18 protein-coding genes are annotated in these 18,398 nt (G+C 68.9%); 14 read left to right on the top strand and 4 right to left on the bottom strand.

The window, feature by feature from the left end:
• The coding region (locus ACIQGQ_RS24240; protein ID WP_402398770.1) for a hypothetical protein at positions 1-330 on the bottom strand (330 nt) is incomplete at its 3' end.
• 146 nt (positions 331-476) lie between these two features.
• Here ACIQGQ_RS24240 and ACIQGQ_RS24245 point away from each other — a divergent pair.
• The 4 genes from ACIQGQ_RS24245 (at position 477) to ACIQGQ_RS24260 (ending at position 5,182) form a co-directional block, all read left to right on the top strand.
• Complete coding sequence (locus ACIQGQ_RS24245) at positions 477-2,087, top strand: RICIN domain-containing protein (protein WP_402398771.1); 1,611 nt, start codon at positions 477-479, stop codon at positions 2,085-2,087.
• A 342-nt stretch (positions 2,088-2,429) separates the two neighbouring features.
• Positions 2,430-3,383 carry a hypothetical protein gene (locus tag ACIQGQ_RS24250; RefSeq protein ID WP_402398773.1) on the top strand — a complete coding sequence of 318 codons (954 nt, stop codon included), beginning with the start codon at positions 2,430-2,432 and terminating at the stop codon, positions 3,381-3,383.
• Positions 3,384-4,013: 630 nt separating this feature from the next.
• Positions 4,014-4,874 (top strand): hypothetical protein, encoded by an 861-nt coding sequence (locus ACIQGQ_RS24255; protein WP_402398775.1) that lies wholly within the window; start codon positions 4,014-4,016, stop codon positions 4,872-4,874.
• An 86-nt stretch (positions 4,875-4,960) separates the two neighbouring features.
• Positions 4,961-5,182, top strand: a complete 222-nt coding sequence (locus ACIQGQ_RS24260; RefSeq protein ID WP_402398777.1) for a hypothetical protein — start codon at positions 4,961-4,963, stop codon at positions 5,180-5,182.
• Positions 5,183-5,305: 123 nt separating this feature from the next.
• Here the strand turns inward: ACIQGQ_RS24260 and ACIQGQ_RS24265 are convergent, their stop codons facing one another.
• A complete protein-coding gene (locus ACIQGQ_RS24265; protein ID WP_402398779.1) occupies positions 5,306-6,478 on the bottom strand; it encodes a DNA sulfur modification protein DndB in 1,173 nt (390 codons plus the stop codon).
• Between the two features lie 93 nt (positions 6,479-6,571).
• Here ACIQGQ_RS24265 and ACIQGQ_RS24270 point away from each other — a divergent pair, with 93 nt between their 5' ends.
• Entirely contained in the window at positions 6,572-7,069 is a 498-nt protein-coding gene (locus ACIQGQ_RS24270) for a hypothetical protein (protein ID WP_402398780.1), read from the top strand.
• Between the two features lie 998 nt (positions 7,070-8,067).
• Here the strand turns inward: ACIQGQ_RS24270 and ACIQGQ_RS24275 are convergent.
• Entirely contained in the window at positions 8,068-8,328 is a 261-nt protein-coding gene (locus ACIQGQ_RS24275; RefSeq protein ID WP_402398782.1) for a hypothetical protein, read from the bottom strand.
• A 92-nt stretch (positions 8,329-8,420) separates the two neighbouring features.
• Between ACIQGQ_RS24275 and ACIQGQ_RS24280 the strand changes: the two genes are divergently transcribed.
• From ACIQGQ_RS24280 to ACIQGQ_RS24305, 6 genes are all read left to right on the top strand, one after another.
• Entirely contained in the window at positions 8,421-10,580 is a 2,160-nt protein-coding gene (locus tag ACIQGQ_RS24280) for a transporter substrate-binding domain-containing protein (RefSeq protein WP_402398784.1), read from the top strand.
• A gap of 393 nt (positions 10,581-10,973) precedes the next feature.
• Positions 10,974-11,987, top strand: a complete 1,014-nt coding sequence (locus tag ACIQGQ_RS24285; RefSeq protein WP_402398786.1) for a competence protein CoiA family protein — start codon at positions 10,974-10,976, stop codon at positions 11,985-11,987.
• Between the two features lie 301 nt (positions 11,988-12,288).
• The gene (locus ACIQGQ_RS24290; protein ID WP_402398788.1) at positions 12,289-12,972 is read left to right on the top strand and encodes a plasmid partition protein; all 684 of its coding nucleotides are present in this window, start codon (positions 12,289-12,291) and stop codon (positions 12,970-12,972) included.
• Positions 12,969-13,769, top strand: a complete 801-nt coding sequence (locus tag ACIQGQ_RS24295; protein ID WP_402398790.1) for a hypothetical protein — start codon at positions 12,969-12,971, stop codon at positions 13,767-13,769. Before ACIQGQ_RS24290 ends, ACIQGQ_RS24295 begins: the two co-directional genes overlap by 4 nt.
• A gap of 98 nt (positions 13,770-13,867) precedes the next feature.
• Positions 13,868-14,074 carry a hypothetical protein gene (locus ACIQGQ_RS24300; protein ID WP_402398792.1) on the top strand — a complete coding sequence of 69 codons (207 nt, stop codon included), beginning with the start codon at positions 13,868-13,870 and terminating at the stop codon, positions 14,072-14,074.
• A 338-nt stretch (positions 14,075-14,412) separates the two neighbouring features.
• Entirely contained in the window at positions 14,413-14,607 is a 195-nt protein-coding gene (locus tag ACIQGQ_RS24305) for a hypothetical protein (RefSeq protein ID WP_402398794.1), read from the top strand.
• 190 nt (positions 14,608-14,797) lie between these two features.
• Here the strand turns inward: ACIQGQ_RS24305 and ACIQGQ_RS24310 are convergent, their stop codons facing one another.
• Positions 14,798-16,324, bottom strand: a complete 1,527-nt coding sequence (locus ACIQGQ_RS24310; protein WP_402398796.1) for a GH25 family lysozyme — start codon at positions 16,322-16,324, stop codon at positions 14,798-14,800.
• A 225-nt stretch (positions 16,325-16,549) separates the two neighbouring features.
• Here ACIQGQ_RS24310 and ACIQGQ_RS24315 point away from each other — a divergent pair, with 225 nt between their 5' ends.
• The 3 genes from ACIQGQ_RS24315 to ACIQGQ_RS24325 form a co-directional block, all read left to right on the top strand.
• Positions 16,550-17,635, top strand: a complete 1,086-nt coding sequence (locus tag ACIQGQ_RS24315; RefSeq protein WP_402398798.1) for a peptidoglycan-binding protein — start codon at positions 16,550-16,552, stop codon at positions 17,633-17,635.
• Between the two features lie 57 nt (positions 17,636-17,692).
• Positions 17,693-17,869 (top strand): hypothetical protein, encoded by a 177-nt coding sequence (locus ACIQGQ_RS24320; RefSeq protein ID WP_402398800.1) that lies wholly within the window; start codon positions 17,693-17,695, stop codon positions 17,867-17,869.
• Positions 17,866-18,398 (top strand): ALF repeat-containing protein (locus tag ACIQGQ_RS24325; protein ID WP_402398802.1); only part of this gene is annotated, 533 nt, incomplete at its 3' end. The genes ACIQGQ_RS24320 and ACIQGQ_RS24325, both read left to right, overlap by 4 nt.

The following is an 18,398-nucleotide window of genomic DNA, read 5'->3' on the forward strand; positions in this document are numbered from 1 at the left end:
GGTGTCCGGTGCGGTGGCGAAGAGGCCGGCGCCGCCGGCGTACAGGTCCTGGGCGGGTCCGCCGACCTTGGTCCAGTCGGTGCCCTGTCCGTTCCACTGGTAGACCGCGGAGTGGTCCGCGGCCAGTCCGAACAGCTGGTCGTCACCGGTCGCGGTCACCGACCCCAGCGGTACCGGCGCGGTAGCCGGGGCTCCGTCGGCCAGGGCGGGGAACGAGGACAGGACACCGGCGGTGATCACACCGGCCACGACGAGGCCGATCCGGCGAAGGAAGCCGGGCGTTCTGCCGGGCCGGGACCGGGCGCGGCCCCACACAGCACTACGGGTCACGGAAAGCTCCAGGGTCTGTCTGGGAAACGGTGGAGCTCTCACTGTGTGAACTGGTCTGATTGTCCATCAACGGCCGCCTCGGAAAACCGCAGGTGGGGCGCGGGAAAGCAGCGGACAACGCGGACAACTATCGGGGGAGCGCCACCATGGTGAAGGCCGGCCGTCCACAGGGCGGGCTCAAGGGACAGACCGAGCAGGCCAATGCGCTGGCCGCGTTCCTGCGGAACCTGACGAAGGACTTCACGGTCCGCGAGCTCGCTGAGCGGTACAAGATCAGCAAAACCAGCTGGGGTGAGTACCGGGCCGGCACGAAGACGATCGAGCTGCACCTGCTGCGGCACGTGGTCCGGGACCTGGTACGCGACGAACGCGCCCGCGCTGCTGTCACCGCCAGAGCCGAGGAGCTTCACCAGCTCGCCAAGGCCGCGGAGAACAGCCCCTCGCCGCCCACCGCCGCCCTCCGGACGGGAGGGGAACCGCCCGACCAGGTCCTGCGCGCCGCCGACGCCGACGTGCGCGAATCGAAGGAACTTCTGCAGGCCCTGCGTGAAGTCATCGCCCACCTGCAAGCAGCCCCTCCAGGACCGCCGAAGCCCAACGCACCAGACGGGAACGGCGACCCGGACGCCCCACCAGCTGCCGGAGCGCTCGGCGAGGCCACCGAGCAGCTCGCCCGGATGGAGGAGCTCCAAGCCACAGCCGAAGCCGTGCAGGCCCGCGCCCGGGAACAGCTGGAAACCCACGAGGCAGCCGAGGCCGATACCCCGCCGCCGGCCCGGGAACCCGCACCGCTCGCAGCGGCAGCCCCGGCGCCGGAACCCGCGCTGCCGGAGATCGCCCTCATGCTCGCCCAGATACGCACAGCGCTGGACGACCAACGCCAGGACATCGCCGAACTCGCGACCCGCATCGGCCTGCCCCTGCGCACACCAGCACCTTCGCCGGCCCTCGTCCTCGCCGGCGAGGTGCTTCACCGCCCTTCCACCCTTGAGCTCGCCCCCGCGTCCAGGGAACCGAAGCGAAGACGGCGGCTACGGAAGCAAGTAGTGACCACCACCGTCGCGACCACCACCGTGGTGACGCTTGCCGCAGGAGGCTGGTACTTCGCGCACCAGCAGCCCGTCGGCTCCGCCGCCCCTGTCCCCGCCCCTCCCCAGATCACCACCGCGCCCGTCTCCACCCCACCGCCATCACCTTCCGGCTCGACGACCCCTCCAACGACCCCGCGGCCGAGCAGAACCCCGGAGACGGTGCCGCCCACGACGAAAGAGCCCTCCGCCTCACCCCGGGCGACACGTCGCGCGTTGCCGACCGTTCCACCGGTGCAGTGGGGACACATCACCAACGGCAACAGCGCCCTGTGCCTGGCCGTCCCCGCAGCGAGCCGACAGTCCGGCAAGCACGTCAACCAGTACCCGTGCGGCGACTACCCCGACCACTACTGGAAGACGGAGCCGGCACCCCGCGACGTGCGGAGAAACGGCTTGGTCCGCATCGTGAACTACAACAGCCGCCAGTGCCTGAGCGTCGCTGATTCCAGCACCGAGACCGCCGCACCCGTCGTCCAGTCCACCTGCGAACAGAGCGAAGGGCAGTACTGGCAACTGGAAGAACACCCCGACGGGACCTGGGTCATCAACGCCAACAGCGGTCAGTGCCTGGCCGTACCCGCAGCGAGCACCCAGGCATTGACCGAGGTCAACCAGTACCCGTGCGGCGACTACCCCGACCACTACTGGCACCTGGAAGGCCGCTGAAAGGTCGTTCGCGTCCGATATCTCATCCCGAGACGCAGGTCCGCTCGACCGCCCACCGGCCCCAGGGCCAACTCGGGGCAGTAAGCGTTGATCCGGCGCCGAGCGACGCTTCCACAACGCTTACGCCTCGGCTCGGGGCGGAGGCGGCCACCCCGGAGCGAGTGACGGTCACGAGCGCGACCGCCGCAGGCCGCTCCCCGCAGTATCAGGGGGCGGATGGCGCCGAACTCTGACGACGGCCGTGTGATGCAAGTCACAGGAGAATTTCGGGGCTCGTTGTCGGATCGTGCCCGCGCCACCTCTGAGAGGAGAAGGATTTCCCACCAACGTAAGGACGCGCCCATGGCCGCCGAGGACCTGACGCCCAGCTACTACATGGTCGAGGACGACGGCTCGATCGACACCCACGTTGCCGAGCGGATCAACCAGTTCAACTGGGATCCGGATGAGGCAGGGGCGGTCATGGCCTTGTTCCCGGTCGACTGGAACGGGGCTGAAGGCGAGCTCGTGACCCTTCGCGGGGACGGGACCGTCGCCCTCGACCTGGACGGTACGTTCGAACTGCCTGAGCCATTCGACCGCGGCACACTTCCCACGATGATCACCACCACCACCGGCATGGCGGTGCTCAAGCCCAATCACCCGGACAACCAGACGATCGAGTCCGGATTCCGGGCAGTAGGCATTCCGGTACCCGATGTGGTTCAGGCCATGAACGCCCGCGAGGCTGTGCTCACCGGAGACCTTGCCGCGCTCGGCGCTTTCGTCTCGGAGGGGCTGGGACGGTGGAGTGGATGGCGTGAGCCGGTCTCCACCGCTTTGATCGGCGACTGGGCGGATCCGCTCTACGACAAGGGTCGGCTTTCTCCCGGAGCGGTGGACCAGCTCCTGGCCGAGGCCAAGGTCATCAACGGGCAGCTCAAGCCGATCTGGACCCACCAGACCAACCGGCAGCAGGTGCGACTGCTCGACGCCCCGCTGGGCGACGGGATGACCCTGTACGACGTGCTCTCCGGGCAGCCCGCCGACGACGACGCCCGCTTCGAGGGCTTCGACGATCCCCGCCTGATCCGGATCCTGAACGCTCTCTCCGAAGAAGAGCAGATGGTGACCATCGCACGTAGCCGCCCCGGCGTCACCAGCTGGCCCGAGGCCGCTCGACTCGCCGGATTCCCTGAGCCAGAGGACGTCGGCAAGCGGGTCTGCCGGAAGGTGAAGCGGCTTGCCAATCGGCTCACCGGCCAGGGGGCCAGGCGCAGTACAGCAAGGGCCAGTGAGCGCCGCACATCCAACTGAAGCCCCGGACCGCCGACCGACCGGCTGACCGGGCGGGCTGGGCTCGACGGTCGTTTATCTCATCCGAGACGCGGGCTCGCTCGACCGCCTCAGGGCCAACTTGGAGCGGTCGAGCGTCGACCCGCCGCCGCCGACCAGCGCCCTGGCCGACCGAGTTCTCGGTCGGCGACGTCCGCGCGCAACCGGGGCCCGCAGGAGCGGCCCCGTGGAGCTGTCCACGGGGCCGCTCGCGATTTCCTGGCGTCCTGTCAGCGGCGGTCGCTACCCCTTGACCGTTGCCCCAGGGAACACCCCTCGCGCGCGGGTGTCCGTGCCCATGTGTCTGTTCCTCCGCCTCGGCGACCGGTGGCATCCCCCGAGCACTTCGTTCGGGTCGTCCAGGTGCCAGTCCGGGGGACGGATACAGCCAAGATTTTTTGCCCGTCAGCGATTCACAGACCGAGCCGCTCCCTCGGAACCTCGGGGCCTTCAAACCGCGTACTAGGTATCTTGACTGTTCGTCCTACACGGTGTTCTAACATAGCCATCAACTTAGTCATCCTATCTTGCACTACCCAGCGTCAAGTCAGCGCAGCTGACCAGCGGTTTCACGTTGGACCACCCCGCCATCAATGTGCCACCATCTGAGCCATGACGTCGACTCAGAACACCGCAACCGAGCCGGAGTCGGGGGACAAGATAGGCCGGGACGAGCTGGCCAGCACCCATGACGCCGAGCAGTCCATGAGCCAGGGCAGGACCATCGAGATGATCCTGACTCGCTCGGCGAGGACCAACCGAACCGTCCCCATCAGGAGGGTCTTCCTCCAGCTCGGAGAGGGACGCGATGCACAGCCCGGCCCTCTCAGGTCGCTCGTCGCGAGCCGCCAGGAACGGGCGCTCGACCTCTACCTCCTCGTCGCAGCCATCACGGGCGGCCCGGGCCACATGGTGACGGAGTGGTCGACCACCTGGGCCAGGACCATCGGCATCTTCGACGAGAAGTCCGGAGCTTCCGCTGTCTCCCGGGCGTGGAAGGCCTTGAAGGACCTCGACCTCATCACCACGGCCCGCGGCTCACAGCGGAGGACCACCGTCACCAAGCGTATGGAGGACGGCAGCGGACCATACGAGCCGCCCATGAACGCCGGGGAGAAGTACCTCCAGCTCCCGTTCGAGTACTGGGAGAAGGACATGCACACCAAGCTCTCCCTCGCGGGCAAGGCAATGCTCCTGATCGCCCTCGCCCAGAGGAAGAACAAGTTCCCTCTCGTCCACGCCAGGATCAGCGAGTGGTACGGCCTGGCCCAGAAGACCGTCGCAGCCGGCATCGACAACCTGGTGGAGAACGAGGTCCTGGAGCCGGCCGGGTTCGAGTACTTCGACACCCTCGCGGTTCGCTCGGGAAGGGGCTCCCGCCCCCTCTACCGCCTGGTGCCACCATTCCACCAGCGCGGACTGCCCCCCACGGGGCTCGAAGGTTTCTTCGGCCAGAAGGGGTCGGAGAAGTAGAGAACCGCGCCGCCCCTCCCTGGCTACCAACCCGTGGGGCGAACGCGGTCCAAGCGCCGGCAAGACCGGCAGATAGGAACAAGAGTATGACCTCTATACCCAGTGGTACCCCGGCGCACCCCCTCTCCCCTCGCAGGAGATGGGGCAGGGTGCTCCTGGTCGTCGTCGGCCTCGTCGTCCTGTGGGACATCGACCCCGAGTACGTCGACAACCTCGGAACCTGGCTCGGCATCGTGACCGTGCTCGCTCCGGAGATCTTCATCCAGAGGCGGGACGAGCCACCCGGGAACCTGAGCATTGCTCTCTGAACTACCAGCCGCCGGGACGCTCGCTAACGGCACCCCGGCTCTCCGACGGTAGTTGACCAACACGAACGCCCTGCCGGTCGTCCATCGACCGGCAGGGCGTTGTTCGTTGTTCAGCGTTGAGGGTCAGCGCTTCTTGTACCAGGCGGTGACGGCCTCCACGATGTAGCCGAGGTTCTGCTGACGCATGACCGGCGCGTAGGCGTCCTCCTCGAACGACGGCGAGGTCTTGGAGTCCTTGCGCCAGATCGACACTTCCTCCACCGGCGCGCCCATGGACGGCGCGAGGGTGCGGAAGTAGGCCGTGATCGCGGCGGTGTCGACGTTCTCGGCCCGCAGGTTGCGGTACACGGCCGCCAGGACGCGCAGCATGCCGACCGAGCCGAGCAGGGACCGGCCGCGCAGTTCCTGCGGGGTCAGGTCGCCTTCGGCGACGGCCGCCAGGTCCGGGAACGCGTCGGTGATGCAGTCGAGGAAGTCCAGGACGGTCGCGACGACCTCGCGGTCCTCCAGGGCCGCCTCCTTGGCCTTGCTGGTGCGGCCGGTGATTCCGAACATCACGCCCCGGGTGAGGTCCGCGACGTGCTTCGCGCCGATCAGGTGCATGCTCGTACGCGTCATCCGGTCCTGCTCCATGTCCACACGCCCCTTGAGCAGCGCGTGCTTGGTGACCTGGTCCAGGGTGCGGTTGGCGACCTTGGAGGAGTCGAAGCGGGACCGCACGGCGGCGGAGATGCCGCGCGCGTTGTCGGCGACGTCCACGAACATCTGTCGGGCCAGCGCGCCGTCCTTCTCCAGGTAGATGTCCACGCCGATGGACTCCTCCTTGAGGCGGTTCATCTCCGCCAGCAGCGCGACCTTCTCCTGCTCGTACTTGGCGATGCGGTCGTCCTTGAGGCCACCCTTAGCGAGCGCGCGGTCGATGGCGAGGATCGCGGAGGCGATGCGCTTGATCTCCAGGTCCACCCCGAGGACGCGGTGCTGGCCGTCGATGGTGAGGATCATCGACAGGCCGGAGTCGGTCCACGGGACGGTGAGGTACCCGACCTTGCCGTTCGAGCCGGGCATCGGCTCGAAGGTGCAGCCGCCGGCGTCGCGGACGAGAAGGGCCGGGGCGACCCACCGCGGGTTACGCAGGTAGGCGCCGAAGTCTTGAGCGTGGCGCTCGTTGACGCGGCGGTTGTCCTCGTCCACGTCGTCCGGGTTGGGGACGATGAGGATGCCGGTGAGGTCGGTGAGGGGAACGCGGATGCTGTAGACCTCGCGGCCGCCCTGGATGGACCTCTGGGCCAGGTACACGGACTGGCGGGTGACGCCGTTCAGGCCCGGCTGGGGTGTGGTCCTGGCGGACGGGTTTCCCCGGGCAACGCGGCTCGTTGGCCGGGTATGGGAATGACGAGCCTGCCGCGACTGCGCGGCGGCATCCTGGCCGTGGACCTGCTGCGCGCGTGCGTTAGGCACGATCCGGCCGACCTGTACGACCTGGTGGTGGAGCTGGATCGCGGGATGCGCCGGCTGATGGACCCGGCAGGCGGCGTCGCGCTCCACGACCACGCCCGGTATCAGGCCGAGGAACTGTTCGCGGACGCGGTCGAGTCCCTCGGTTGCGGGCCCGGCGACACCACGCCCCTCGGCGCCGCCCCCGCCGTGGCGGCCGAAGCCGCGGCGTTGACGGGCCGGTTCCCGATGTCGCCGGACGTCGGGTCCGCGCTGGACGCCTTCGCCGCCGGCGACGTCGGTCCGCTCGGTGATCTGTACGGTCTCGACCGGATCGTCGCGGTGTCGTTGGCGACCGCGGCCGCGGAGCGAGCGTCGTCGCCCCCGGAGGCCGTCCTGGAGAGGCTGGACGCTCTCCGCCGCCAGCTGGCCGCCGGGACAGATGCAGAGTGAGCGACTGCTGAGCCACATACCTACTGGTCATCGCCGGTCCTGGTGTTTGTCGACGATGCTCCTTCTGGGCGGTACGGCGCCCTTGCCCCGGCCGTGCGGTCCTTCGGGGGCGTCTCGAGGTGCGGTGGTCGGCGCGCAGGCCCATAACCCATGGTGCGGACAATGGGTTATGGTGCGTTGACCCTTTTAATTTGATCCATCGTTTCGTGTGGGTCATGTTTTTAGGGTCATGGTGTGCGGAGCGGGCTGCCGGTGCAGTCGGTCCGACGCACAAAGGCCCAACTCCGGGGATGCCGCCCCGGAGCCAGGCCTCGTGCAGTTACCGAAGCCGAGCCCGGTCGACCACTATCCGACCGGGCTCGCTGCGTTCGCAGCGTCCGGCCTGGTCTTCCGCCGGGCCTTCTCGGGGTGAGCACTCGGTGGTCACCGAGGAACTACCTCACCAGGGCGATGACCGCCACCAGCAGGCTCGCCGCGGACAGGATGACCTGCCACCGATCTGGCTCGGGCCACGGAATCCTGCCGCGTTTGCTGTGTGGACTGCTCATCAGCGCCACCCCCCTTCTCCTCCTGGTCTGGCACCCGAAGGTGCTGGTGCCGGAGGTCTGTGAACTGGCGGCCCAGACCGCCCAGTTCAGGAGGACTCTGCGGGGTAGCGACGTCAGACTACCTGGCTTTCGAAGGGCTGCACTTGCCTAAGCTAGGCATTCGTGACCGATATTGGACCATAATTCGAATGTTCGAAGGTCTGGTGGTCGTGGTGTCTTTGGAATCACACGTATACGGAGGTGTCCACCTGTGAACGTGTTGGTGCAATTTTTTTGATTCCCAGGAACCGCACGCCGGGCGATGGGCCACCAGCCCACCTCACAGCCCCTGAGCGCTCTTCAACCTCTTATCTCCATTGGTGCGGTGACGGGCGATCAGAGGACGGTACGACGCCGTGCCCGGCCGCGTTGCGGGCCGGGCACGGTCGGCCGTGTGATTCCGCGGCCGTGTTACTTGGTGCGGGGGGCGCGCCGCCTCGTGGCACGGGAGGCGCTCGGGTTCTTGGGGCGGGGCCTGCGGGCGGGAGGGCGGGCCGGGGTGGTGCCGGCGGGCTGGATGGAGACGGCGGCGAGGACCAGGGCGGCCAGGTCGATCCAGTTCTCGGGGAGCCCGATCTTGAGGAGGGTCACGCCGAGGGCCATCAGGGCGATGCCCAGGACGGGCCTGCTGCGGAAGAGGAGAACGGCGCGGTTGTTCGGGCGCTTCTGCATGAGTCTGCCTTCCGGCCAATTTCGGTGAACGGGTGGAAGACCAGAATGAGTTGGTGATCTGATGACCGTTTCTGGCCGTTCACGCCCCGGGTATGTCCGTGCAGGTCACGGACCACGCGTCCGGAAATAAGTCGCTGGACGGGCGGACGGATCCGACCCCTTTTGCGAAGGCAGTGCCGATGTATGACGAGGATCAGCCGACCCGCCGGATGAGGCCCCGGAGGTCCGAGCCGGACGGAGACACCGAGGAGGCGAGGAAGCTCGCGCGGTGGCTGCGTGCCCGCGTGGACGGTTACTCCGTGCGGCAGTTGGAAGGCATTTTCCGCAGCCTCCCCGGCTCCGGTTCCGCCCCCGGTTCAGCCCCCGGCCGTACCCAGTGGAACGAACTCCTCAACGGCCGCAAGCTGATCCACCCGACGCTGCTGGACGCGGTCGTGAAGAGAATGGTCCCGCTGGGGGACCAGCAGAGGCGGCGGGAGGAGGGGCGCAGGCTGCTGAGCGCCGCCCAGGAGGCGGCCCGCCTGGCGGCCAAAACGCCCGACGAGATGCGCCTGGCCAATGCCCTCCGCAGTCGGCGGAGAGTGCAGGAGACGGAACAGAACATCGACGGCCTCATCGAGGTCTTCGTCGTCGTGACGACCAAGCTGGGCCAGGACTACCGGGACCTCAAGGAACAGTACGACCAGGCACTCCTGCGGCTGGAAAGGGAAACGACGGCCAATCAGCAGCGCGCGGCCGAGGACCGGCGGATCATCGACGACCTCGTGGAGCGCCTGGCCGGGATCGAGCCCCGGCTCGCGCAGTACGAGGAGCGGCTGAACGCCGCCCTCCAGAAGAAGCAGGAAGCACAGGACCTGCAGGCCGAGGCTTCCCGGCAGCTCACCGGGCCGGACACTCCCCAGGACCCCGGTGGCGATCCAGGCTCCCTGCCGACGCCCCGCCCGCCGGAGTACAAGCTCTTCCTCGAGATCGCCGACGCCGAGCTCGAGATCGCCGACGCCGAGCTGGACGCCGCCCGCCAGGCGATCGCCGACCTCCCGCAGGGGGTGCGGGTCATCCCCGGCCAGGTCGTGTCCACCCCGCCCGTGGACAGCACATCCGGTGACGGTGCCGCCGTCCACGGCCCGTCCGCGGACACGCCGGACGACGATCCTGCCGCCACGCCCGCGAGCGCCGCCCACCCCGGCGACGGCCCCGCAGCGGGCCGAGCCGCCAGGAAACGCTCCGGCCGACGCAAGGCACTGATCGGCATCACGTGCCTCGCCCTCCTCGCCGGAGGCGGCGGGATCGCCTGGGACCACTACCGCTCAGACAAGAGAAACCCGGAATCCAAGGGGAACCTGGAATCCAAGGGAAAGCCGGTTCCCAAACCCTCTCAGAAGCCCGAGTACACCCTGAAGGACTCGCCCACTTTTGCTGATGCCCAGAAGCGCGGGAAATTTGTCATTGGCGTGAAGAAGGACCAGCCGGGCATGGGTGAGACCGACGCCGACGGCACCAGCAACCCCCGAGGGTTCGAGGTCGACCTGTCCAAATTCGTCCTCAACGAAATCGGATTTGAAGGGGATGTTAAATTCAGGGAAGTGGTGAGTGAGAACCGTGATTCCGGGCTTAATAATAAAGATTACGACATGATTTTTGCGACGTACAGCAAGAACCTTGAGCGTGAGAAGAAAGTGGCCTTCTCTGTTTCTTATTTCCATACCGGCCAGGCGCTGTTGATGCGCAGTGGTGGAAACGGGACGGTCTCCGTATACAACAGCGAACACAAGGAGATGGAGAATGTCCCGGTCGACGGTATCTCCGATCTGCCGGAGCGAACTCGCACCTGCACGGTGGATTCGACTTCACTGGAGTCGGTGCAGAAAACCGGATACGAGAAAAAGTTTCACGTGATCGGGGTGAAGTCGTCCTACGCGAAGTGCATCGAAGGGCTTGAGAACGGTTACTACGATGTAGTCAGCACGGACGACGTTATCCTGAAGGGGCTGGCAAAAGACTACGACAATCTGGTCGTACTGCCGTTCACCTTTACCACCGAACTCTACGGCGTCGGGATGCGGCAGGGTGACCGTGCCCTGCAGTTCCTGACCTGCCAAGCCATCAAGAAATCCCTCTCCGACGGAGGGGAATGGGACACCCTTTACAGCAAGCATCTCGAGGGAATCCTGGGGGATGGGAAGGTCGGCTTCCCTGAGAAGCCTGACTGCCAAAAGCTTTCCCGCAACTACAAGCAGGGCCCGCGAAAATGACCAGCAGCGCACCACAGAGCCGATGGCGGTACCGCCTCCAGGCCAGCACGTGCCCGTAGCGCCCGCGCACGCAAAAGGGCGGCTTTTCTACAGCGGCAGTTGAACAGCCGCCCGGGAAGCGAGGACGGCCGACCGGCCGACGGCAGGCAGCCGACCGTCAGGGCGGACGCATGAGCGACCGGTACCTCGCCCTGCGCCCCGCCACGTCTACGGCACCGACCATGACGAGCTCAACCCCAGCCCGACGAGGACCGTACGTACGTCGCACCGGTCGCCGGCGCGCTCGACGGCCTGGTCGACGCCCGCCACGGGGAACTGGCTCCGGCACGGTTCCGCCGGGCGGCGGGCGGGGAGGATTCGCCGGTAACCGGGTCAGCGGGAGGCGGGGGAGCGATGCTGGACGACCTGCTCGTGGTCGGATTCGACTTGGAAACCCAGCGGGAGGTCCACATCGGTGACCGCCCCGTCGAGCAGTGGCGTGCACGCGGCTACGGGCGCGGCGAGACGGTCATCTGCTTCTACTGCTACCGCGGGGTCGACGCCCCCGCCGGCACCCGGGTGCCGCTGCTGGTCCGAGGCCGGATCGGCGGCCTGGTCCGGGCGCACTTCGCGCACCCGGCCGGATGCGCACCGCCCGCCGGCCACAACCGCGAGACCGTCTGGCACATCAACGCCAAGCACCGCCTCGCCCGCTGGGCCGCAGCCCTGCCGAACGTCACCGCCGTGCGACTGGAGCAATGGACCCCGCGGCGCGACCGGCGCGCGGACGTCCACGTCACCCTCGACGACGGCACCCACCTGGCACTGGAAGCCCAACGCGAGCTGATCACCGACGAGCTGTGGCAGGCCCGGCACCGCGACTACGCCGCCGCCGGCGTACGCGACGTCTGGTTCATGCGCCCCCACACCCGCATCCCGCACGTGCTGTTCGCCGAGAACACCCCGGCCTGGACGCTCTACCACCGCGACGACGCGGCCGAGGCCCGCCTCGGGCAGGCCCACACCCGCGACGCCCACTGGTGGACGAAGAACCTGCGCCACTTCACCCTCCACCACCCGCCCTGCCCCGGCGACCCCGTCACCCGGGAACGCTTCCCCCTCGCCGAACTCGGCCTGCACGCCGACGGCGTGACATTCCCCCCGGAAATGACCGCACGCCTCGCCGACCAAGCAGCCCGCGTACGACAGGACGCCGACGCAGCCCGACGCCAGCACGAACAGGCCCAGCGCCGACGCCCCACCCCCCAGACCCCCCGCCCCCGACAGCCAGTACGCCCATGGACCCCACCCCCGCTCCCCCCGGTACAACCGGTGCCCCGGCCAACGGACGGAACCCCGGTCTGCAACGCCTGCCACCGCCCCCTCGCCGAGCCCCTGGTCCGCTACGGCCGCCACATCCTGTGCTGACCACCACCCCGGCGGCACCACCACCCAGCCCCGCCCGGAAACGCAGACCGCACCCAAAGAAGCGGAAAGACGCCCGTACGATGACCGGCGTGACCACCCGCCGCGCCGACGAGGGCCTGCGCGCCCTGATCCGGTTGGCGTCCGACCGGCCCGCGGTCAAGGGCGCCCTCGTGACGGTCCTGGACCGCCGCCCCCGCGACGAGTAGCGGGAAACCGTGGTCGGGGCCGGCCACGGCAGGCCGGCCCCGTGCGCCCCGCCATCCGTACGGTGGCGGGGGAGTCGGTGCGTAGGGTGTTGCTCATGCTTATCGCCAGCCTCAAGCCCCGCACGATGGGTGGCACGACGAACACGGGGCTGTTGACGTACGCCCTGCACAGGGCGGGGTACCCCGTCGCCGCGTACGACGCGGACGAGTCCTTGCAGCTCGCCGCGTGGCAGCGGAAGGCGCCCGACTTCCCGTGTGAGGTGGTGGAGGCGGACCACCCGGCCTTCGCCGAGACCGTCTACCCGGGAATGGACCACGGCCGGGTCAACGTGGTGGACACGGGGCACGCCGAGAACCACCCGGACATCGTGGACAGCGTCCTGGAGGTCGCGGACCTGGTGATCCTGACGATCTCTCCGACCGAGCCGGACTACAACCGGCTGACGAAGCCCGAGCGCGGGGCCCCGCTGGCGAAGATGATCAAGCGGTCCGGTGCGCTGCGGGACTCCGGCCGGCCGCCGGTGACGGTGGCCCTGCTGAACCGGTGCAACGCGTCGTCGAGCAAACCGACGGAGTACGCCGAGCTGCTGAGGAACGGCGGCACGGACGGCGCGCTGCCGAAGTGGGACGTGCTGAGCACCCGGATCCCGCTCCACGTGGGCATCGCGAACGCGGTGGGCTCGCCCTGCGACCGCCGCGACCGCAAGGCCCCGTACGACGCGCTGGTGACCGAGCTGCGCGACCGCGGACTGCTGCCGGGACCGGAGACGTTCCGGTGAGCGACGGCAACCGCCCGGACAGGGCCAGGGCCTTCGTGCCCGCGCTGATCCCCGAGCCGCTCGACCTGGAGAACGCCACCGGGCCGCTCACTCCGAAAGAGCTGAAGTACCTCGGCAACGTCCACGCGGCGCGGGACCACTTCGGCAACGCGCGCTGGATGCGGGGCAAGGCACTTGCCGCGGCGTTCAGCCGACGCCTGTTCCGGGGCGAGGACGGAACACGGACACGCCAGCAGTACCTGGACGACGAGTGGGACGGCATGAGCGAGACCGCCGCCTACCGGGAGATCGCGGAGTGGCCACTGGCCTCGCTGATCTCCGAGCTCTACGAGCGGCCGGCACCGGACTCCCACGTGCGGGCCCTGGTCGACGTCGCGCAGAAGCACGGCGCCGAGCCGGTCGCGACCGCGTACACCGCTCTGCGCCGCCACGGCACGACCACCGGGCAGCGGGTCACCGCCAAGGTGGTGAACAACCTCGCCGCCTTCCTCGACACGGGCCGCGCGCTCCCGGCCGCCGAGGACCAGGCCGCGCCAAAGGAACTGGAGGGGCTGTTCACCAGCCGTCAGTTGCCCGGCCCGAGGCCGGAGAAGAAGACGGCGAAGAGCGCGCCGGCCGAGCCATCCGTCGTCATTCCCAAATTTGGGAATGACGACGGATGGCGGATGAACGAGGACCAGGCGCAGAGACTGAGGCGGTGGATCACGGCCGAGGCCCAGCGGACCGGGACGTCCCCGGACGAGGTCTTCGAGACCGTCCTCGGCCTCCTCACGAGCGACCCGGCCCCGCAGAGCTAGGAACCCGTGGTCGGGCCCGCGTTCGGCCCGGCCACGACCCCGACCACGGCAGACCAACCCCGTACACCCCACCGCCCGGCCGCCCGTACGATGCCGGTGTGACCACCCGCCGAGCCCTCGGGCCGGGCCCCCAGGCCCCCGCACCCGGCATCCGCGCCGCCCAGGCCGACCTCCTCGACACCCTTCCCGGGGAGCGCCTGGCCGACCTCGACGACCTGCGGTCCCGGGGCGTGCTCGGCACGCTCCCCGCACCGCCCCCGCCCCCGCCGCGCCGGGCCCTGGGCACCGGCCGCAGTAGTTCCTGACCACCCCCGGCCTTGTCCGGGCGGCTGTCCCTGTGCTGTTCCCCTTGGGGCCTTTCGCCGAAGAAATCCCGGCACGGCCCTTCCGACCTGCTTGTCAGGGACGGCCCGTATCCTTGAGGTGTTCCCGCCGACCTTCCGGGATCGAGGCAAGTCTTCCTGTGGCCTTGAGGCTCTGCACATGTCCGTGACGGAGCGATAGCGAGCAGGCAGCCAACCGCCTTGCGTGTGCGCGTCGGCCGTACCCGCGTGATCAACGCCTGCCATCCGCAAGTTGATCGGGCTCGGCTGCCAGCACGGCATCGGACCGATCCCCTGCACGCCTCGAAGGGGAAGACCTCATGACCTCGACCATCAAGATCCTGTCCACCCTGCTCGTGCTCTCCATCGGCGCCATTTCCGCGCTCGTTGCCGCGTTCGTGGCCATATCGTGCGGTCGGCCCGCATGGGACGTGGCATCTGCCGCGGGCACGACCTTCGTCTTCACGGCCACCTTCGCGCTCGCCGTGCTCGGCTACCTAACGCGCCCCGCCTGATGTCACGTCGGTCCAGCCGGTCCGGATCCTTCTGTGCCGGTCATTCCAAAATTTTGGAATGAGCCCCGCCGGGCTGGTCCTGGCCGTGGGCGAGGACCAGCCCGTGGCCGCCTCGAACGCCCGCTGGGCGGCACCCTTTCGCGGGTGCCGCCCAGCGGCGTTGGTCATGGCCGACCGGCCGGGGCCGGGGTCAGTTGAAGGTGATGTCCCAGTGGACGCCGCCGCTGCGGGGGACCTCGTAGACGTACTCGGCGGAGATCCCGGCCAGGGTCCCGTACCAGCGGGCGTCCTTGCCGCGCGGGGCGCCCTTGCGCTGGGTGGTCTTGATCCAGTTGGTCACGCAGCCGCCCTCGTTACGGGTACGCAGGTCGAGCTTGTAGCCGGCCGCGTGCGAGCGGGGCCCGGCGTTGTGACCGGACTCGGTACCGCCGGTGATGACGATGGTGCAACCGTGGCTGGCCTTCTTCAGCGCGATGACGCCCTGGATCGTGCGGGCACGGACACCGCCGAGGGAGGTCCGCCCGACCGGGGCCTTGATACCGGCCGCGGCGAGCTGCGCGACGGCCTGGCGGTGGGTCAGCCGCCCGCTCGACGGAGCCGGCGTGGTCGGAGCCGGGGCCGGGGTGGTCGTCTTCGTCCCGTTGACCAGCTTGTTCCACGTGTTCGGGCCGACAACCCCGTCGGCACTCAGGCCGTGGGACCGCTGGAACGCGGTCACCGCGTTCCGGGTGGCCGGACCGAACGCGCCGTCGGCGGTGACGGACTGGCCGGCCGCGGCCAGCAGGTGCTGGGCGGTGGTGACGTTCACGCCGCGGGCCCCGTTCTTCAGCAGCGGCCAGGAGGCTGCGGACGGAGCGGACGTCCCGGCCCCGCTGCCCGCACCGGCCCCGCTGCCCGCACCGGCCCCGGTGGGCGTGCCGGTCCCAGCGGCCGGCGCGGTGGGCGCCTGGCCGACCCCGAGGTGCGCGAGCCGGCGGAGCTGGGTCAGCGTGCCGCGGTAGACGTTGACGTCGACCTTCCCCCGCAGACCGGGCACCGACCCGTTCTCGCTGTGCTGCCAGATCGACCAGTACCGCCCGCCGATCGGGGCCGGCTCCCGCGTACCGCTTCCGTAGCGGGGCTGCCACAGCGGGCTGTTGGCCAGAGCGCCGACATTGCCGCGCAGGCAGGTGTCGGTGAAGTCCTTCGAGGTGTAGACGATGGGGTTCACCCCGAACGCCTGACGGACCTTGGAGAGGAACGCGCCGACCTGGGTGCTGTTCACCCCGGCCGGGCACCGGCCGCGGATCTTCTCCAGGTCGACCACCGGCGGGAGCTGCCCGGCCCGCTTGCCGTCGAAGCCGGCGGCCCGGACCGTCCGGACGAAGTGGTCGGCCTGAGCCACGCCCGACCCGGCGTCGTAGAAGTGGTACGGCGCGGCCATCAGCCCCGCCCGCGAAGCCCCCGCGATGTCACCAGCGAACCGCGGGTCGCGGTACCCGGTGCCCTGGGTCGCCTTCTGGAACACGAACGAGTACCCCGCCCCGGCGGCCGCCGACCACTGGATCGGGTGGGCGTTGTGGTGGCTGGTGTCGAACCCCTTCACCGCCGCGTACGCGGCCGGGCTGTTCGCCTGCGCCTGCTCGTCCCCGGAGAAGCTGATCAGGCCAAATCCAGCGGCCGCGACCGCAACCATGGCACCCGCCTGAGCGCCCGTCTTCTTGCTGATGATGCGCACGACTTCACCTCTCGCCAGCCCCACCGGCACACATCCGGAGGGCGATTCACCCGGCGCCTTTGCGGCGTCGACGAGATGAAGATTCGGGGTGCCACCGTCCCACCGGTAGCCTGATCGCCATTCCACCCGTACCGCACCGTCCCGGCCGTTCCACATGGCCTCTGACCTGCGAAAAGGAACGGCTCTGGAACATGACGATCACCGGTACCCAGAGGGGGAGGACCCATGAGACCCGACCAGGGCGACAACCCACCCGAGCAGCCACAGCCGGAAGTGGCCGCACTGCTCCAGGCGCTGCGCCAGGTCAAGGAATCCAAGGACCTCTCCCTGGACGCCTTCACCCACGACACCGGCTACTCCCGCTCCTCGTGGAACCGCGTCCTCAAGGGCACCGCGTTCCCGCCCCGGACCGCCGTGGAACGCCTCTGCTCCCGCCGAGGGCTCGACAAGAACGAGCTGCTCGGCCTGTGGGACGCCGCAGACCAGGCCCGCCGCGCCGAAGGCGCACGGGAGGAAGCACCGCCCGCCCCGGACCCCGCCGTACCGGCCCCCGCTCGGGATACCGGGCCATCAGAGGACCCGGCTCCCGCGACCAAGACCCCGGCCCCGGTCCCTGCCGCGGATGCCCTGGAACCGGCCCCGTCTACGCCCGCACCGGTCGCCCCGGCCCGGCCGGCCACCTCCCGGAGCCGGGTCCGCACCCTCGCCCTGATCGCCGCCGCACTCGCAGCGCTGCTGATCGTCGGACGCTGGTACACCACCCACGGAACGGACAACCCTGGCAGCGTCGCCCAGCCCGAGACCAGCGGCGCCAACCGGCCCGGTGACGACCAACCGCCGCAGACCGGTGAGACCCCGCTCGCCAAGAGCAGCAGCACCGCGCCGACCAGGAAGCTCACGGACGACAAGAAGAAGGACGTCGACCAGGACCCGCCAGCCGTCGAGGACGTCGACGCCAAGCCGCAGCACCCCGCCAGCACGGCCACGGCGAACGACAAGCCCTCGGCTCCGGCCTCCGCCTCACCCGGCACAGCCGCTTCACCCGGAGCAGCTGGCCGCGCCAGCTGCCGCTACAACTGGGACCGCACCCAGGTCATGGCCAAAGGCATGGTCGGCTCCAAGGTGAAGCAGATCCAGTGCCTGCTGAACTCCAACTACGACTACACCCTGACCGTCGACGGCAAGTTCGGTGAGAGCACCGACGTCGCCGTACGCGCCGTCCAGAGCTGCAGCGGCCTCAAGCCCGACGGCCAGGTCGGACCCCAGACCTGGAAGTACCTCGACACCCCCATGCCCGGCTGCGGCCACTGAACCAGGAGCCGCCCACCTGTGACCTGCTGGTTCCCACTGCCAGATGGTGACGGGCTTGTGCTGACAGCAGCGACGAAAGGCCAGGCCAATCGCGTGCAGACCATCACCGGACCGACCTGCGCGTGGGCGGCAACGGCGGTCGACGAAGACTGCCTGTTTCCGGCAGTGTTTTCTGCGGTGTGCGACGGCGAGAATCTTGCCGTTCCCAACCGGACCATGGAGGCACACCCGTGAGACAACACCGCGCAAGCCTGCTCGTTGTAACTGCCGCTTTGACACCGGTCCTTCTCCTCACCGCCCCGGCGTTCGCCGCTGGCTCGACGGCCACGTCGGCAGGCACGCAGGCGGCTGTGGCGGCGACGTCCGACAAGCCCGTGGACGAGATGTCGGAGGACGAACTGCGTGCCGCGATCACCGCGATCCTGGTGGACGGGAAGAGCGGCAGGGGCGTCCTCCGAGACGCCAATGCGGCCCTCAACGGCACTGTGGACGACATGCGCGCCTTCTTGAGGACTGGTTATTGGGAGGCCCAGGCCGAGGATGATCGGGTCGCCATCGCCAGAATTATTAGTAAGGCGCGGACGAATGGTGACAAGCGGGTTTCCGCGGAGGCCAATGGTCTTCTCGACCGTAATTCCCCGGAGGAGATGCGTGCTTGGCTGGAGACTGGTTATTGGGAGGCCCAGGCCGAGGATGATCGGGTCGCCATCGCCAGAATTATTAGTAAGGCGCGGACGAATGGTGACAAGCGGGTTTCCGCGGA

This window comes from Streptomyces sp. NPDC092952, from assembly GCF_044754785.1.
GTDB lineage: Bacteria > Actinomycetota > Actinomycetes > Streptomycetales > Streptomycetaceae > Streptomyces.

Coding starts and splice junctions, on each gene's coding strand:
- ACIQGQ_RS24315 (WP_402398798.1), top strand. CDS start 16,550: ATGAGACCCGACCAGGGCGACAACCCACCCGAGCAGCCACAGCCGGAA.
- ACIQGQ_RS24285 (WP_402398786.1), top strand. CDS start 10,974: ATGCTGGACGACCTGCTCGTGGTCGGATTCGACTTGGAAACCCAGCGG.
- ACIQGQ_RS24250 (WP_402398773.1), top strand. CDS start 2,430: ATGGCCGCCGAGGACCTGACGCCCAGCTACTACATGGTCGAGGACGAC.
- ACIQGQ_RS24305 (WP_402398794.1), top strand. CDS start 14,413: ATGACCTCGACCATCAAGATCCTGTCCACCCTGCTCGTGCTCTCCATC.
- ACIQGQ_RS24275 (WP_402398782.1), bottom strand. CDS start 8,328: ATGCAGAAGCGCCCGAACAACCGCGCCGTTCTCCTCTTCCGCAGCAGG.
- ACIQGQ_RS24290 (WP_402398788.1), top strand. CDS start 12,289: ATGCTTATCGCCAGCCTCAAGCCCCGCACGATGGGTGGCACGACGAAC.
- ACIQGQ_RS24260 (WP_402398777.1), top strand. CDS start 4,961: ATGACCTCTATACCCAGTGGTACCCCGGCGCACCCCCTCTCCCCTCGC.
- ACIQGQ_RS24280 (WP_402398784.1), top strand. CDS start 8,421: ATGTCCGTGCAGGTCACGGACCACGCGTCCGGAAATAAGTCGCTGGAC.
- ACIQGQ_RS24255 (WP_402398775.1), top strand. CDS start 4,014: ATGACGTCGACTCAGAACACCGCAACCGAGCCGGAGTCGGGGGACAAG.
- ACIQGQ_RS24245 (WP_402398771.1), top strand. CDS start 477: ATGGTGAAGGCCGGCCGTCCACAGGGCGGGCTCAAGGGACAGACCGAG.
- ACIQGQ_RS24270 (WP_402398780.1), top strand. CDS start 6,572: ATGACGAGCCTGCCGCGACTGCGCGGCGGCATCCTGGCCGTGGACCTG.